Source organism: Clostridium sp. C8 (assembly GCF_001010885.1).
GTDB classification, from domain to species: Bacteria; Bacillota; Clostridia; order Clostridiales; family Clostridiaceae; genus Clostridium; species Clostridium sartagoforme.
The window spans coordinates 30,993-47,544 of the sequence record NZ_LBMX01000109.1 but is presented as its reverse complement, the minus strand read 5'-3'; the positions used below and the strand labels follow the sequence as shown (position 1 = coordinate 47,544).

General features: G+C 25.0%; 20 protein-coding genes. 16 read left to right on the top strand and 4 right to left on the bottom strand.

Features of this window, described 5'->3' with window-relative positions:
* Positions 1 to 152 precede the first annotated feature (152 nt).
* Positions 153 to 356, top strand: a complete 204-nt coding sequence (locus AAT22_RS17870; protein ID WP_016208943.1) for a heavy-metal-associated domain-containing protein — start codon at positions 153 to 155, stop codon at positions 354 to 356.
* A gap of 80 nt (positions 357 to 436) precedes the next feature.
* Here AAT22_RS17870 and AAT22_RS17865 read toward each other — a convergent pair whose 3' ends face one another.
* Complete coding sequence (locus AAT22_RS17865; RefSeq protein WP_016208942.1) at positions 437 to 1,312, bottom strand: LysR family transcriptional regulator; 876 nt, start codon at positions 1,310 to 1,312, stop codon at positions 437 to 439.
* Between the two features lie 217 nt (positions 1,313 to 1,529).
* On the opposite strand from AAT22_RS17865, the gene AAT22_RS17860 reads away from it, so the two are divergent.
* From AAT22_RS17860 to rpsD, 4 genes are all read left to right on the top strand, one after another.
* Entirely contained in the window at positions 1,530 to 2,351 is an 822-nt protein-coding gene (locus tag AAT22_RS17860; RefSeq protein WP_016208941.1) for a nitroreductase family protein, read from the top strand.
* Between the two features lie 56 nt (positions 2,352 to 2,407).
* A complete protein-coding gene (locus AAT22_RS17855; protein ID WP_047002237.1) occupies positions 2,408 to 3,094 on the top strand; it encodes a DsbA family oxidoreductase in 687 nt (228 codons plus the stop codon).
* A gap of 121 nt (positions 3,095 to 3,215) precedes the next feature.
* Positions 3,216 to 4,199, top strand: coding sequence for a hypothetical protein (locus AAT22_RS17850; RefSeq protein WP_016208939.1), 984 nt, complete (start codon positions 3,216 to 3,218; stop codon positions 4,197 to 4,199).
* Between the two features lie 220 nt (positions 4,200 to 4,419).
* Positions 4,420 to 5,013, top strand: a complete 594-nt coding sequence (gene rpsD / locus AAT22_RS17845) for a 30S ribosomal protein S4 (protein ID WP_016208938.1) — start codon at positions 4,420 to 4,422, stop codon at positions 5,011 to 5,013.
* 124 nt (positions 5,014 to 5,137) lie between these two features.
* Here rpsD and AAT22_RS17840 read toward each other — a convergent pair whose 3' ends face one another.
* Positions 5,138 to 5,686: a 50S ribosomal protein L25 gene (locus AAT22_RS17840; RefSeq protein WP_016208937.1), complete on the bottom strand. Its 549-nt coding sequence runs from the start codon at positions 5,684 to 5,686 to the stop codon at positions 5,138 to 5,140.
* A gap of 517 nt (positions 5,687 to 6,203) precedes the next feature.
* On the opposite strand from AAT22_RS17840, the gene AAT22_RS17835 reads away from it, so the two are divergent.
* The 3 genes from AAT22_RS17835 (at position 6,204) to AAT22_RS17825 (ending at position 8,118) form a co-directional block, all read left to right on the top strand.
* A complete protein-coding gene (locus tag AAT22_RS17835) occupies positions 6,204 to 7,055 on the top strand; it encodes a DegV family protein (RefSeq protein ID WP_016208936.1) in 852 nt (283 codons plus the stop codon).
* Between the two features lie 21 nt (positions 7,056 to 7,076).
* The gene (locus AAT22_RS17830; RefSeq protein ID WP_016208935.1) at positions 7,077 to 7,613 is read left to right on the top strand and encodes a DUF1836 domain-containing protein; all 537 of its coding nucleotides are present in this window, start codon (positions 7,077 to 7,079) and stop codon (positions 7,611 to 7,613) included.
* Positions 7,614 to 7,737: 124 nt separating this feature from the next.
* Positions 7,738 to 8,118, top strand: a complete 381-nt coding sequence (locus AAT22_RS17825; protein ID WP_016208934.1) for an SHOCT domain-containing protein — start codon at positions 7,738 to 7,740, stop codon at positions 8,116 to 8,118.
* 233 nt (positions 8,119 to 8,351) lie between these two features.
* On the opposite strand, the gene AAT22_RS17820 is transcribed toward AAT22_RS17825, so the two are convergent.
* On the bottom strand, positions 8,352 to 8,864 hold the full coding sequence (locus AAT22_RS17820; RefSeq protein WP_016208932.1) for a ferritin: 513 nt from the start codon (positions 8,862 to 8,864) through the stop codon (positions 8,352 to 8,354).
* A gap of 217 nt (positions 8,865 to 9,081) precedes the next feature.
* Here AAT22_RS17820 and AAT22_RS17815 point away from each other — a divergent pair, with 217 nt between their 5' ends.
* The 7 genes from AAT22_RS17815 (at position 9,082) to AAT22_RS17785 (ending at position 14,545) form a co-directional block, all read left to right on the top strand.
* Entirely contained in the window at positions 9,082 to 9,564 is a 483-nt protein-coding gene (locus AAT22_RS17815; RefSeq protein ID WP_047002236.1) for a DUF6323 family protein, read from the top strand.
* Positions 9,564 to 10,919, top strand: a complete 1,356-nt coding sequence (locus AAT22_RS17810; RefSeq protein WP_047002235.1) for a DUF6179 domain-containing protein — start codon at positions 9,564 to 9,566, stop codon at positions 10,917 to 10,919. Before AAT22_RS17815 ends, AAT22_RS17810 begins: the two co-directional genes overlap by 1 nt.
* A 162-nt stretch (positions 10,920 to 11,081) precedes the next feature.
* Positions 11,082 to 11,792: a gamma-glutamyl-gamma-aminobutyrate hydrolase family protein gene (locus tag AAT22_RS17805; RefSeq protein ID WP_047002234.1), complete on the top strand. Its 711-nt coding sequence runs from the start codon at positions 11,082 to 11,084 to the stop codon at positions 11,790 to 11,792.
* A gap of 253 nt (positions 11,793 to 12,045) precedes the next feature.
* Positions 12,046 to 12,552 carry a GNAT family N-acetyltransferase gene (locus AAT22_RS17800; RefSeq protein WP_016208928.1) on the top strand — a complete coding sequence of 169 codons (507 nt, stop codon included), beginning with the start codon at positions 12,046 to 12,048 and terminating at the stop codon, positions 12,550 to 12,552.
* Between the two features lie 200 nt (positions 12,553 to 12,752).
* Positions 12,753 to 13,292: an Ada metal-binding domain-containing protein gene (locus AAT22_RS17795; protein ID WP_016208927.1), complete on the top strand. Its 540-nt coding sequence runs from the start codon at positions 12,753 to 12,755 to the stop codon at positions 13,290 to 13,292.
* 39 nt (positions 13,293 to 13,331) lie between these two features.
* A complete protein-coding gene (locus AAT22_RS17790; protein WP_016208926.1) occupies positions 13,332 to 13,805 on the top strand; it encodes a methylated-DNA--[protein]-cysteine S-methyltransferase in 474 nt (157 codons plus the stop codon).
* Between the two features lie 53 nt (positions 13,806 to 13,858).
* On the top strand, positions 13,859 to 14,545 hold the full coding sequence (locus AAT22_RS17785; RefSeq protein WP_047002285.1) for a DNA alkylation repair protein: 687 nt from the start codon (positions 13,859 to 13,861) through the stop codon (positions 14,543 to 14,545).
* A gap of 34 nt (positions 14,546 to 14,579) precedes the next feature.
* Here AAT22_RS17785 and AAT22_RS17780 read toward each other — a convergent pair whose 3' ends face one another.
* Positions 14,580 to 15,380, bottom strand: a complete 801-nt coding sequence (locus tag AAT22_RS17780; RefSeq protein WP_047002233.1) for a choline kinase family protein — start codon at positions 15,378 to 15,380, stop codon at positions 14,580 to 14,582.
* Between the two features lie 427 nt (positions 15,381 to 15,807).
* Between AAT22_RS17780 and AAT22_RS17775 the strand changes: the two genes are divergently transcribed.
* Entirely contained in the window at positions 15,808 to 16,545 is a 738-nt protein-coding gene (locus AAT22_RS17775; protein ID WP_016208389.1) for a GntR family transcriptional regulator, read from the top strand.
* Positions 16,546 to 16,552: the final 7 nt, after the last annotated feature.

Here is a 16,552-nt window from a genome sequence, read left to right as displayed (position 1 = left end):
TATTATAATAAATTTCATTAAAATCATAAAAATATTATACAATTTGAATAATACTAAGTAAGAATAAAAGATTAATTGTTAAGAGCTATAGAATATATATGAATGTATTTTGAACATACTATATTTGTATCAATTTTGAAAGGAGATATAGAATGGAAAGATTACATTGTAAGGTAAATGGAATAGCTAATGAAAATATGAAAACACAGTTAAAAAACTCATTAGAAAAGGTTGAAGGTGTTAATCAAGTTTGTGTTGATATGTCAAGAGGCTCTGTAGAAGTTATTTATAATAAACCAGCTACACAGCAAAGTATAAAAAGCTGTATAGAGAATACAGGTCATACAATTGAATAATTATTAGAAGAAAAAGTAGTATATAATATAATAATGTTATATACTACTTTAGTTATATCTAAAGCCACATATATACTATTTTAAAGAGTTGAAATTACAAATTCCTTAAATATTTTTGCTATAGGTGACATATAAGCATTTTTAAGCCATCCCATATAAATCGTTTTATCTTTAATCTTCTCTTCTATTTTTAATATAGAAACAACGTTTGTGTTTATAATAGGTGTATTAGGAACTATAGATATTCCCGCACCTGCCGCTACTAATCCCTCCAACATACTTGCTTCACTAGGTCTTATTGATATTTTAGGAATATAACCTAAGAACTCAGAGTATGAAATCATCTTATCTTTATTATCTATGCAAAAGGCAACAAAAGATTCATTGGCTAATTCTTTTAAGGATATTTTAGATTTATTTGAAAGATAATGATTTTTGGGAACTATTAATACATATTCTTCTTTTCTTATGGGGATTGATTCAATTTCAGAAGGTATAATGATATTTTCTATACATTCATAAAATCCTAAGTCTATTTTTCTAGATTTTAAATCGCATATTATATTTTGTACTGATTCATGATTAAATTGAAATTTAGTATTAGGATTTTTATTCAAGAAATCACTTATTATAAAAGGCATAAAATATGTTCCTATGCTAGAGGTAGATGAAATAGAAATACTGCCTGTATTAGGATTTGTTATTTCCTTTAATTCTTTTATACCTTTATTTATTTCAAGTAAAGCTGCATTTGTATGAAGTAAAAACATTTTTCCGAATCGTGTAAGCTTAATGTTACGACCATTCTTTTCAAATAAAGGAACTTCTAATTCTTCTTCAAGTTTTGAAATTGCTTTACTTAAGGCAGGTTGACTTACTGATAACAAATTAGATGCAGTTGTAAAGTTTTCGGTTTGTGCTATTGTTTTAAAGTACTCTAATTGTTGTAGATTCATTTTATTCTCCTTAATTAAATAACATAGGCATTTTTCAAGTTATATTGATAGTATAATAACTATAACTATTAGTTATGATTTTATGAAAAATATCAATTAGACATATGTAACTTTTGGATGATATAATCACAATATAAGCTTTTGAATTAAACTAATAATATAAAATAATTATAAAATTAATTTATAGTTATGTCAAAATAAAGTGGGGGAATATATTATGATGAAAGTAGATAAAGAAAAATGTATTGGATGTAGTTTATGTGTTAATGATTGTATTGTAAGAGATATAAATCTAGTTAATGGAAAAGCAAATATAAATAATATAACGTGCATTAAATGCGGACACTGTATAGCGGTTTGTCCTAGGAATGCAGTTTCAACAAATGAATATAAAATGGAAGATGTGAAGGAATACAATAAAGAAGAGTTTGAAGTCAATGAAGAAAATTTACTTAATTTCATTAAGTTTAGACGAAGTATAAGAAATTTTAAAGATAAAGATGTAGAAAATGAAAAACTTCAAAAAATAATAGAAGCTGGTAGATTTACTCAAACAGGAAGTAATAGTCAAGATGTTTCTTATGTGGTTATAAAAAATGGAATTGATAAACTAAGAGAAATGATCTTGGAAAGTTTAAGTCAAATGGGACAAGAATTACTAAATAACTTAAATGAAGAAACTATAAAATTTAAAACTTATGCAGAAATGTGGGTAAAAATGTATGAAGATTATAAAGTAAATCCTAAAAAGGGAGACAGAGTATTCTTTAATGCACCAGCAGTAGTACTTGTGATATCTAACTCTCAAGTAAATGGTGCACTTGCATCTTCAAATATGGAACTTATGACTAATGCTTTGGGACTTGGAACGTTCTTTAGTGGATTCTTTATAAGGGCAGCACAAGGGAATAAAAAGATAATGGATTATTTAGGATTAGATGAAAGTAAACAAATCGTAACTTGTATGGTTATTGGATATCCTAATATAAAATATTTAAGAACAACACCAAGAAAAATTGCGGAAATAAGTTGGATGTAATTAATAATAAATTTATTAAAGTAGTAAATTATTTTGCATAGTAAGGAGGAATAAAAATGAAAGTTGAAATTTGGTCAGATATATTTTGTCCATTTTGTTATATAGGAAAACGTAAATTTGAAGCAGCTTTGGAAAGCTTTGATAAAAAGGAAGAGGTAGAAGTTATATATCGTAGTTTTGAACTAAACCCTAATGCATCAAAACATAATGATAAAAATATACATGAACTTATTTCTAGTAAGTATGGAATTACCTATGAAGAAGCTAAGTTAAATAATGATAATATAGTAAGTCAAGCAAAAGAGCTGGGATTAGAATATAATTTTGATACCTTAATACCAACAAATTCTTTTGATGCTCATAGAATGATCCATTTTGCTAAAGAGCATGGAAAAATGGAAGAAATGACAGAAGCTTTATTCAAAGCATATTTTACAGACTCTAGAAATGTAAGTGATTTTAATACTTTAGCTGAAATAGCAAAAAGTATTGGCTTAAATAAAGAAGAAGCTATAAGTATATTAAATACTAATAAATATAGTGATTGCGTAAGAAGTGACGAAGAGTTAGCAGGACGTTATGGAATAAATGCAGTACCATTCTTTATACTTAATGAAAAATTTACAGTATCAGGAGCTCAACCCACTGAATTATTTATAAGAGCTTTAAATAAAGTGATGGAAGATGAGAAAGCTTTTATTGATTTGAACAAGAAAAGTAATGTTGAAAATAAAGGTAATTAGATTAAAAAGCTATGATTACAGTGGTAGTCATAGTTTTTTTCATAGATTAAGTAATTTTAATATATTAATAGAATAAACATAATAATATATTTAGTAAGTATATTAAATGGAGAGTATGTTAATGATAATTTATATTAAGAAGAGAAAAAGTTATTTTTTATTATTTTTATTAGTTTTATTATGTTTTGGGCTTATATTTTATAAATACGTAATACTAAATAATAAAAGGGATTTTATTGTTGGAGCATTTCTCATAAATGAAAAGCTAGAAGAACAACATGAAAAGGAAGTAGTGAATGTATTGGATAATGAAAAATACTTTAGACCATCAAAACTTCCTGTATTAAATAACAACGAAGAAATTAATGAACTTATTAATAATTATTATGATAATAAATTCAATGATATATCAATACCAATGAAATTCATAAATAGTCCAGAGAATACAATTTTAAATTACTTTTCTTTATTAAGAGAAGCAGCTAATCCTGTGAATGGTAAATATATAGGCTGCGGTTCATTAGGGGATGGGGATAAGCCTTATAAAATAGCTTATAACCTTTTTGATGATGAATATAAAGCGAAGATAAGTTTCAAAAAATACAAAGATTCATTTTCTAATATATTTCATATAAGCTTAATAAAATTTAGAGAAGTACCAAGTGATAATGATGATATTAAATACTTTTATGAAATAGAAGCAATACAAGCTTTAGAAAATAATGTTGCCAGTTTTACTTATTATTATGGATTTATAGAGTTGAGTAAAATAAAAAATGAATATAAGATATCTAATATAAACATAACACCCGAAAATTATCTTTGTGCGCCATATCACGGATGGGTATATGATGCAGAATCAAAAGTTCAAATAGAATACGGAGATTGGTGCAAGTTTATTAAAGAGATGAACAAAACAGAAGTGAATGGATATATCAAGAATTTATATTTCCTTGGAAATGATAATAAAAACTATAAAATACAATTTTATACTTTAACTAATGACTATGATGTAGAAGTAGCTCAATATATTCAAGATAGTAATGGAAAATGGAAAAGAGTAAAGTTAAATCCTGAAGATTGTTTAAAAAATAAAAATGATTAAATATAATAAGTTATTAACATGATAGTAGTGATAAAATAAAGATTTAAGGATTACTAAATTAAATGAAATAATTGATAAATATTATCAATTAGTGAGTAAATACAAGAAAAATAAAAATAAATTAATATAATCGTCTTAGAATCAAATGATAATTATTTTCAATTATTAAAGAAGTGTGATATTATTATCCCATAATTTAATTTTAAAGAGGAGGAAAACCATGGCTAGAGAAAGAGGCCCAAGATTTAAACAGTGTAGAAGACTTGGCTTAAATGTTTCAGGACATCCAAAAGCTATGAATAGAGCTGTTAAGGGAACAAGTAGAGCAGATAAAAAATTATCTGAATATGGAGTTAGACTATTAGAAAAGCAAAGATTAAGAGCTTACTATGGGGTTTTAGAAAAACAATTTAGAAAATATGTTGAAGATGCTTTTAAAACTAAAGAAGGCACAACAGGAGAAGCTTTATTAATAAGATTGGAATCAAGACTAGATAATCTTGTATACAGAATGGGTTTTGCTAATTCTATTAGGGCAGCAAGACAAATGGTCAATCATGGACATATCTTAGTTAATGGAAACAAAGTTGATATTCCATCATATAAGGTAGAACCAGGAACAAATATCTCATTAACAGAAAAAGCACGAAAATCTCCAAACTATATTGAAAACATAAAAGCTCATGTAAATACTTTACCTTATATTGAATCTAACTTAGATGAATTTAAGGCTGTTTATACTAGATATCCACAAAGAAATGAATTACCAATAATGATCAATGAAAATCTAATAGTTGAGTTTTATTCTAGATAGTCATTTTGTTAATTATTCTAGCAATATTGTACGGTTCATACTTCTTAAAATTAAAGTATATTTTGCCATGGAAAAAGCTATACAGTGCAGTGTATAGCTTTTTTTTTATAAATAAACTATAGAATTAAACAATTTGGCTACTTACAACAGCCAATAAAGTTTTAGAATCAGTTAAAATTGTTATTTCCTGTGGAATAACAATATCTTCAATAAATACTTTATCATCAGCTTTCATATCAGCAACATTAATTTCGATTGATTCAGGAATTTTTTCAACATTTCCTTGTAAATCTATAAACAAATTATGAGTTTCCAATGTCAATCTCTTAGATTCTAAATTTTCTTGTCCAATAATTTTAATAGGAATTCTCATTTTTATAACTTCATTTGGTTTAATATATTGAAAATCTACATGTAATATTTCATGTAGATTATTTTTCTGAACATCTTTAACCACGCAATTAAATTTTTTATTATCTAATTCAATTTCTATAATAGATCCACTATTGTTTTTTCTAAGCATTCTTCTAAGTTCTGCATTACACATTTTTATAGGAATAGTATTATCAAGGAACTCTCCATATATTATCCCTGGAATTTGACCAGTTTTTCTTAATTTACTTTGATTTGTCTTTACATTTCTTTCATATACTTTAAATGCTAAATTTGACATAATAAATACCTCTTTCATTAACTTTATATTTGATAATAATCATTAAGCTCTATAAAGTTAAGGTGATTGTACTTATAAATATGAGATATTTATGCAACCACACCTAGAGCTTAATTTCAAAGCCCCACATATGCATCATCCTCCTTTGGTTTATTACAATGAGTTTACTTAATAAGCAAAATAAAATCAAAATGTGAAAAGTAATGATTTGGTAATAAAATATAGATTTAATATCGAAGTATTAAAGAAAAATATAGAATATTATGACAAATTGATAAAAGGTAGTATTTATTATTAAACTGGGAAAGTTGATACAATTTCTATATTAGACTAAATAAGTTTTTAATAATTGATTTTATTTTCATCAATTAAATTAAGATAAATAGTATAGTTTAGAAGGAATTATTAAAATGTTTACATAATTATCATTGACATCAATAACTTAGTATGTTAATCTGAAACATATAGTTTTAAAAACTATATATATTAGATTAATATACGAAATTGGAGATAAAATATGATTAAAATTGTATCAGATTCATCAACTCTTTATTCTATCAAAGAAGGACAAGCTAATAAAATCGATATTGCACCACTTACAGTTAGCATTAATAATAAAACATATAGAGAATATGAAGACATTAATACAGAAGACTTTATTGATATAATAAACCAAGGACATATTCCTAAGTCATCTCAACCATCTATTGGAGAAGTTCTAGATATATATAGTAAATATCCAGATGATGAAATAATAAATATTTCTATGGCAGATGGTCTGTCAGGTACATATAATTCAGCATGCATGGCAAAAAATATGGATAACAATCCAGACCGTATAGAGGTTATAAATTCTAAAACTTTATGTGGACCACATAGATATTTGGTAGATTTAGCAGTAAAGCTTTCAGAAGCTAGTTATACAAAAGATGAAATAGTAAAAGAATTAAAAGAAATTATCGAAACATCAAAATCATTTTTAATTCCGCACGATTTTGACTTTTTAGTAAGAGGGGGCAGGATATCATCTATAGTTGGTAAAATTGGTAGTGCAATAAAATTAGTACCGGTTATGACTTTAGCAGAAGATTGTAAATCTCTTATAAAATTTGCTACTAAACGTACATATAAAAAAGCTATGAAAAAGATAAGTGAAGCTTTTTTAGAATGGAATATTGATTCTAGTTATAAAATCTATATTTCTCATGCCTGCAAAGAAGATTTAGCACATGAAGCTAAGGAAATTATATTAGAAGCAATTAAAAATATAGAAATAGAAATTAAGTTGCTAAGTCCTGTATTTACAACACAAGGAGGTCCAGGTTGTGTTGCTATACAAGTAATAAAAAAGCATGATTTATTAAAATAATTGATTCATAGGAGAAGAAATATGAATAAAGGGAAAAGTGAGAATCTAATGAGGAATATTTTAGAATTCCATTGTCCAAGATACAATGAACTCCCTAAAGTTCCACTATATAAGGAGCAAGTTATTGAATATATAGAAAATGTATTAAAAGGAATTAATGTAAGACATAGTGAAAGGCTAATTACCCCGACAATGCTTAATAATTATGTTAAGCAAAAGGTAGTTTCTCCTCCAAAAGATAAAAAATATAATGAAAAGCATCTAGCATATTTAATTATAGTTTGTATATTAAAGCAGGTTTTTACTATACAAGAAATATGTAATTTAATAAGAGGGCAAATAAATACTTGCCCTATAGAAGAAGCGTATGACTTTTTTTGTGTAGAACTAGAAAAGTCTCTAAAGGCTGTTTTTGATACAAGAAATTTTTCTGAACCTAGTTCTGCAAGAAGAGTTACTAGAGAATCAGAAGTTGTTAGATCTACAGTAATGTCTTTTTCTCATAAGATATATATATACGAATATATTTTTGATGAAGTAATAAAAAAAGGTTTCTAATATTAGGGTATTTAATAAATACTTAATATATATGGATAGAGTAGATTTTATATCAAAAGCTTATGATAAAATCCTTTTAAAATGCTATAATGTAATAGAATAATATAAGGGTAAGGTATAAGTTATGAGAAAAAATATTAAAATTAAGCCTAGTAGGCAAGCTTCTATTCCAGGGTTTATAGGTGGAATAATATTTGTTTTAATAGGTATATTTATAGTAATACCTCAATTTGGACTATTCGGATTTTTTTGGACATCCATGGCAGTTGGAATAACTATAACTAATGGTATAAATGTATTTAGTGAAAAAGGAATACCAAGTGAAGAAATTTATATAGAATCAGATGGATATCATGATAGAAATTTTGAAAATAATATAAATCAAGAAAAAGAATTAGACTTTGAAGAGAAATTAAGAAAATTAAAATCGCTAAGAGATGATGGAATTATAAGCGAGATTGAATATGAAGCTAAAAGAATTGAAATATTAAATAAAATAAAGTAGGCTAAGAGAGTAAGTTTATTCATGGTCTGCTTTCACTTCAAGTCAATATAAACTTAATATTGCCACTTGAAAAGTGAAGGTAGGAAAGTATAAAGTGAAACTGTTTTTATACATTGAAATGATAAAGTCGTGGTATAAAGAAATTACCTAAATTTCAAAAACCTTTATACTTTCTTATATTTAAATAGGAGCGTCCTAAAAGGAGCGCTCCTATTTTTTTTATAGATATTTTATTAAATAGTAGTTGTTGGTTGTGTGTAGACTCTTTTAGAAAGCTCTTCATCAATCATATATATAGCAGCAGGATTATCTTCAGCTCTTCTTAGCTTTTTTAATAAAGTATTAAAATTATTTTCTTCTTCGACTTGCTCATCAATAAACCATTTAAGTAGACTAATAGTTGCGTGTTCCTTTTCTTCAAAAGCCATATCAGCTAATTCATAAATTTTGCTAGTTACTAATTGCTCATGTTTATATCCTCTTTCAAATAAATCAATTAAACTATTAAAATCTGATTGAGGTTTAATAATTTCTTTTAATTTAACAACACCATTTTTTTGAAATATGTAATCATAAATTTTCATTGCATGATCTAATTCTTCTTTTGCTTGAATTCTAAAGAAATTTGCAAATCCACTTAGATCTATAGATTCAGCATAAGATGCCATAGCTAAATAAGTATAAGATGAATAAAATTCAAAATTAACTTGTTCATTAAGACTGTTTAAAATCGTATTACTTAACATTTGTACCCTCCTTTATATAAAAGTAAAAAACATACATATAAATGATATAAGATTAGAAAAGTTAACTATAGAAATTAAAAAAAGTATATAAAAAATATCATTGACTATTTTGAAAGACAATGATAAAATTAGGTATTATAAAAATGTGTATTAATTTAATCATACCACATTTAAAGAAATAAGTCAAGGGAAAAATAAAATTTTTGGAGGTTAATTTATGGAAAATAATATTGTGTCTATTTCAGATTTATTTGTAAGTAAAGAAACTTTTTTAGAAGTTCAAAAATGTAATGAAAAAACTTTAGAATATGGTTTGAAGCTTTCAGCAGAAGATATAAATATAATTTTACAGACAAGAAAAGAATCACTTATAAAAACAGGCCGAATAGAATTAGACGGAGAGCTAATTCAAAAGATTATATTAACCTTTTGTGATTCACCTTATATTTCTCAATATAACTATATTGAGACTATAGATGATATAATAGAAACTTTTTATTATTATAAAAACGAAACAATGGATGAAATAGGTGATGAGGATTTAATAAATTTAATGAAAAATTATTTTGATAATGAGTGCCAAGGTTCCTTAGATCTTCTTAAGTATAAATATCTAGATAATATTGTCCATAATATAAAATATGGAGTTAAAAACTATTTAAGTATGAATGAATATGAAGATGAAGAGGATGATAAATAGTGAAGAATTTTATTATAAAGAATACAGATAAAGTAGAAGGATCATTAAGTCAAGAATATTATTTTCAGTCTTTATTACAATATGCTTATTCAAATGATTTATTAAGTAAAGAACAATTTGAAAATATACAAATTCAAATTATAGATATTTTAAAAGAAACAGTTGGTTATTATACAATGGGAGAAAGCACTTCAGTTAGAGTAGAAGTAGCAGAAAATTTGCTTTTATCTATATATTACACAATAAGTTTATTCTTGAAAAATAACTTTAAAGCTATTGAGAGTATAGATTTAATTAAAAGGAAGAATATCAAAGAGATATTTAATAAAGGACAAGAGCTTTTAAAAGTTAAATTTAATGAATGTACTACTTTGCTAGAATATATAATAAATACTAAATTATTAATAAAAAATTATGCTTATATAGATACTATTGAGTACGGAATTCCATTGTTTTTTAAGGAATATAATTTAAGGTATGAAAGCCATGAAGTTCCAGGATCCATAGATTATCCGTTAGCTAATTATGAAATAAATTTGGCTGGAGTAGAATATATTGAGAGATATTTGAAAAATTTATATCTAGAAAATTTATTTTGTTCTAATTTTAATTTCAAAGATATAGATGAATTACTAAATGGATATGATAAAAAATCGTATCACTTATTAATAAATGTTTTTAAAATTGTACTAACAAACTCTATAGGATCTATTTTATTAAATAGAAGTGCTAAGAACTTATTAATAACCTCTTCTGATAAAATATATATTGAATATAAACTTAAAGATTTATCAGAACCTCAACTTAAAGATAATATATTAATGGCTATAGAAAAAATTTGTAGTGAGTTTTCTATAGATGATCAAGAATTAATAAATTATTTAAATAATATTTCTGTAGAAATTAGTCATGAAATTAATATAAATAAAATAGATAAAATAGATAAAATATTTATTACTCCAAATAATGAAAAAGAAAATATTATAAAATATAAAGATAGAAAAAGTATTAAAAATAATTTATTTAGATATGTAACTGAAGAAATTAGAACTTGTAATACTGTAGAAGATAAAATAAAAATAATTAAAGAAGATATCCATAGCTTAAGGGATTTAGTAGATGTATTAGGAGCAGATTGTATTTTTGAACATGAATTTTATAAAGTTTTTAATTCATTAGAGGATATTGAAATAGCGTTATTAATAAAATATTTACCAAGTAATAAGGATTTAGATAGCGATTATGGGACTGAAAGTGAAAAAGAATGGCATGAAAAGCTAAAAGAATATTTAGATTACATTGATGATTATAGAAAAAAGAATATTATGTCATTATCAAATAAAATTGAGATATAAAAAGTATCTAGATGAATTGAATACTTATGGAATTTAGTGTAAAGATAACTGAATTTAGTGAAGAAGCTAATGCAAGGAATTTATTGGCAGTGTTTCATTTATCAATTGAAAGACATATAATATAAACAATAAAGTAACGTATGATAGAAAGGAGAGGATACTATGACTAAACCTATTATTGGAGTTACAGCACTTTTTGATGATGATAGAGACAGTATTTGGATGTTACCCTCTTATTTAAATGTGATTACAGATTTAGGTGGAATTCCTGTTATATTGCCAATTATAGATAATGAAAATGACATTAGAAGAATAGTTAGTAAATTTGATGGATTTGTAATAACTGGAGGACAAGATGTAAATCCTGCTATATATAATGAAAAAAGAGCAGAGTATTGTGGAAATATAAATAATGGCAGAGACACTACTGAGCAGATATTAATAGATGAAGTCCTAAACCTTGATAAACCATTACTTGCCATATGTAGGGGCTTCCAACTTTTAAATGTATATTTAGGGGGAACGTTATATCAAGATATAAAAATAGAAAAAAATAATAATATTGAAAGTGTTCATAAACAAGATAAACCTTATTATGTACCAAGTCATAAAGTAAAAATAAAGGAAAACTCATTATTATTTAATATTACAGGTAAAGAAGAAATATTAGTAAACAGTATGCATCATCAAGCTATAAAGAATTTATCAACACATTTAAAAGTAGCAGCAATAAGTGAAGATGAAATAATAGAAAGTGCTTATATGGATAATAAAAAATTTGTTCTAGGTGTACAATGGCATCCAGAATTATTATATAAAAATTATGAAGAACAAAAAAATATTTTTAAAAAATTTATGCAAAACACTTTATAAAGCATAATGATATTACCAAAAAAATACTTTTAATAACTTTAAATGGAATTTAAATACTATTTATGGGAAAAATAAACATTGTGGCAAAGTGATAGAAAAGTGAGAAAAGAATAAGAAAGCCAAGTTAAACTTGAGCAACAGAGAATACTGCTTTTTACTTATATTAATAATAATAGTAAGATATGATTGTTACTAGTAATTATTAATTCATAAAGTTTGCAAACTATATAATAGAGCTAAGGAGTTGTACTTTGTGGAAGTAAACAGTATTAATCTTAGTCAAGAAGTGTATAGATCTGATGCAGAGAAAATATGCAATTGGCTTAGTGATGAGGAAATAATAAGTTATTTAAATGAAGATACTAATGTAAAAAGAAATTTAATCAACGTTATAAATAGGGTAAACATGCCGATATTAACTCATCTTTTTAATAATAATTGTAGATTTTTTACTATAAAAAATATATATGGAACAATAGGCTTCTTAAGATTAGTTCCTAAAAGTGAATTCGTAGAAGTCGTTATCGCAGTAGGTGAAAAAGATCTATGGGGTAAAGGGATAGGACATAATGCAGTGCTAGAAGCTTTAAAAGTAGCTTTTTTTGATATGAGAGCTGAGTATGTCGTAGCCAAAATTAAAAAGAGTAATAAAAGATCTCAGAATCTTTTTAAAGGGGTAGGTTTTAAACAAGCTAAAGAACTTGAAAAAGAGATTGAATACCATATAAATATGAAATCTTTTATTAAAGTAGCTGCATAGATTTATTTGACTTAACTAATATAAAATAGTAATTATCGTTAAAGTTAAATATTGAGTATAGACACTTAAAATATATTGAATAATTCTGCTTAAAGTATTGATTTTTGTTAATCAATACTTTTTTTATGTTAAAATTAGAAGATAAAAATCCGTAAGAAGTTTTTAAAACAATATGTTAAATTATTGTTGGAGGTAGATATATGAAAAAGGAGGAAAAATGGAAGGCTGTTATAGAGTATGATTCAACATATGATGGAAAGTTTTTTTATGGAGTAAAAACTACGAAAATATTTTGCCGACCATCTTGTAAATCAAAGAATCCAGTTAAGGAAAATGTAATATTCTTCTCTACAGCACAAGGAGCAATTGAAGGTGGATTTAGACCTTGTAAGAGGTGCCGACCTGATTTAATAGAATATAATCCTAGTATTAATATTGCTAATAATATTAAGGATATTTATGATAAATATTACTATGATGAAGAATTAATTAATTCTAAGATAGAAGAATTACATATAGCAAAAAGTCATTTACTAAGAATTTTTAATAAAGTTTTTAATTTAACACCTAGAGTATATATCTCAAAACTTAGGGTAAAAAAAGCAAAAGAACTTTTAAAAACTACTAATAAATCAATTATTGAAATTTCTTATGAATGTGGTTTTAAAAGTTTATCAACATTTTATGATAATTTTAAGAAAGTTGAAGGTATAAATCCTAGAAGTTATCGTATAAAATGATTAATAGTTTATTTGTGAAATAAACTTGAAAGGAGTTATATGAAAAGTATTTTTTACTATAAAACTATAATTGGAGAAATTGGGATTGCTGAAAATGGAAGGGGTATTACAAATATTTATACAAAAGAAAAGCTAAAACTTGAAGATGATGTAGAGATAAGAGAAACTAAACTAATCAAAGAGGCATTAAATCAACTTAATGAGTATTTATCTGGAAGTAGAATGAATTTTAGTATTCCATTAGAGTTAGAAGGAACAGAATTTCAAAGTAAGGTGTGGAATGAACTTATTAATATACCTTATGGGCAAAAGGTAACTTATAAAGAAATAGCAGAAAAAATAGGAAATCCAAAGGCAGCTCGAGCTGTAGGGATGGCTAATAATAAAAATCCAATATTAATAATAATACCATGCCATAGAGTTATAGGGAAAAGTGGGAAATTAGTTGGATATGCAGGAGGTTTAAAAATGAAAGAAAAATTGTTAGAGATAGAAGGTAAAAATCATTTATAGAATTAATATATGTCATAGGAGGGGATAGTTTGGAGGTTAATCTTAGTGAAGAGATTAATTTAAAGATTAGGCAAGAGCTAGTAAATTTATCTGAAGAGAATTATAGAGAGTTTTCTTCGAAGCTTTTACCAGGAGTTAAAAATATTCTTGGAGTTAGACTGCCAAATTTAAGAAGGATGGCAAAAGAAATAGCAAAGGATGATTGGAGAAGCTACTTAAATAGTCCAAGAGATTATTACTTTGAAGAGATTATGCTACAAGGTATGGTAGTTGGATACATTAAGGATGTGGATATAGACGAAATTTTAGAAGTTATAAGAAAATATGTAGCAAAGATTAATAACTGGTCTGTTTGCGATAGTTTTTGTAATGGATTAAAATTCACTAATAATAACAAAGAAAAAGTGTGGGAATTTATACAAAAATATATTTTGTCTAAAAATGAATTTGAAGTAAGATTTGCAATCGTTATGTTACTTAATTATTACATAGAAGAAGATTATATTAAATTAGTTTTAAGTAAATTAGATAAGATTAAACATGAGGGATATTATGTTAAAATGGCTGTTGCTTGGGCAATATCAGTTTGCTATGTGAAATATGATGAATTAACAATAAAATATTTAAGGAAAAATAGTTTAGATAATTTTACATATAATAAAACATTACAAAAGATTTGTGAGTCATTAAAGGTCTCTAAAGAAAATAAGGTTATTATCAAAAGTATGAAAAGAAAATAAATAATTATATATAGATAAAGATAGTTAGACGATTTTATAAGGATATTATTAAATCGTCTAATATCATATTACCCCCAAGTTTATAGTCATAGTTAGAATTATTATTCATGGATTTTATAAAACTCCATGTTGCATTCCAAAACTTAACTACAAAAAGGTAGTTTTCTAATTTTTCTTTTAGATATGAAGAGTAGTTTCCAAAATAATTTTTAATCAATTCATTTCTCATTTCATCATTTAAAAACCAAGATAAAGTAGCTAAGTCAAAAAAAATATCTCCCATTCCAGAAAATTCAAAGTCAATAAGATATACAGAATCCTTACTATATAAAATATTAGATATATTTAAATCATTATGACATAATCCGTAATGGATGTTTTGTGTTAAAGTATATTCTAATAAGTTTAGCTTTTTCATTAATATATTTATGTCATGATTAAAGTTAAAATTTGAATTAAGTAAAAAATTAATATTTTCATTAATTATCTTAAAAGGATTAAAGTAATTAGTACATTTTAAGCCATGTAGTTTTTTTAATATAGAAATCAAGTCATTAATGAAAATAGGTGAATTATAAAATTCTAGATTGATTTTAATAGACTTCTTAAATTCACTTAATAAGACTCCAGTATCTTTATTGTGGTAAAGAATATCAGGAGAAATGTTAAGTGGATTAACTATATTTAAAATATCATGTTCATCTGAAAAATTATTAGTATTATTTTTACTTGGAATTCTTAAGACATATTTTGAATTTTGTATTTCCAATAGATAATTTGAATTATTTAGACCACCCAGTTTTTTTAGTAAAATATTTTTAGTTAATGTATTCATAAAATCTCCTAAAAGGCTAGTTTATAGATATATTTTAACATATATTTTTTAGTATTTTAATGAATTTATAAAAATTTGAAAGCATTATCCATAGGGATAATGCTTTTATATTTAAAAAAATTTCAACAAAAATTTTTTTAATATCTTGACAACGGTTTCTAGCTATAATATTATTACATTAACAGGTTAACATGTTAAGTTGTAATTAGGTTAAGTACTAAACCAAAAAAATGACTTTTAAATTTATATAATTAATTATAAAATTCTAAGATTCATAATTACTAAAATGAATTAAAAATCTACTTAGTAGATAATTTAAGAGTTTGATATTAATTATTAAATGGAAACTATAACTTGAAGGCCTTAATGATATAACATATAATAAACTTAACATATTAACATGTCATATTATTAAGGAGGAATAGAAATGGTTTCTAAATATCAAATTATAAAACAAGACATTATTCAAATGATTGAAGATAAAAAATTCAAACCCGGAGATAAGATATATTCAGAAGGAGAATTGAAAAAAATTTATAATGTTAGTAGTACAACAGTTGTAAAAGCTCTTCAAGATTTAGTTTTAAGTGGATACCTTATTCGAAAACAAGGTGAAGGTACATTTGTAAGAAAAAACTTTAAGCATAGACGTGCATTTATAGATGAAGGTAGTCCAATAACTCAGGAGTTTAAAGAGCAATATAAAATTGTTGAAAGTAAAAAATTAATTTATGTAAAAGAAATAGAAAATCCAGAAATAGCAAAGAAACTGAATGTTAGATCAAACGATATTTTAGTAGAGTTCTGTCGTGTTGGTTATGTAAATGATAGACCTTGGCATGTACAAAATAGTTATATTCCTAAAAAGTATTTAAAAAACTTTCCATATAATGAGCTGAAAGAAAGTAATAGGCTTTCAGATGAATTAAGGAAAATGTTTGGAATAAATTTAATGACATTGCCAATGAAGAAAAAAATAGAAATAGAGTTTCCAATTGTAGAGGATAAGGTATGTGAGATTTTAAAAATAGATAGAAATATACCTGTTTATAAATCAGAAGGAATAACATACTATCCAGAAAAGCAGCCTTTTGAATTTGTTAGAAACTACATACATTATAAATTTTACTCAATTGAAATTCAAACTGAAGATAATGTCGAGTGATGAATAG